The 271-nt window shown below is 65.7% G+C and carries 1 protein-coding gene; it reads left to right on the top strand.

From position 1 onward, the window contains the following. The coding region (locus tag AC0L2R_RS33920; RefSeq protein WP_473514142.1) for an adenine nucleotide alpha hydrolase family protein at nt 1-271 on the top strand (271 nt) is incomplete at both ends.

Below are 271 nucleotides of genomic sequence, written 5' to 3'. Positions count from 1 at the left end.
CGCCAAGATAGCGGGCGTCGGCAAGGTCCATGTCGCCGACGATGCGGCCTATGCCAATGCGCTGGCGGAAAACGTCGCGCCGCTGATCGCCGAGCTGATGGGCCATCACGACGCGTTCCTGGCGCCGTCGACCACCACCGGCAAGAACATCGCCCCGCGTGTCGCGGCCCTCATCGACGTGATGCAGATCAGCGACATATTGTCGGTCGAGGGACCGGACAGCTTCACCCGGCCGATCTATGCGGGCAACGCGATCGCCACCGTGAAGACC

This window comes from Mesorhizobium sp. WSM4820, from assembly GCF_055811075.1.
This window is presented reverse-complemented; position numbering and strand designations above follow the sequence as displayed.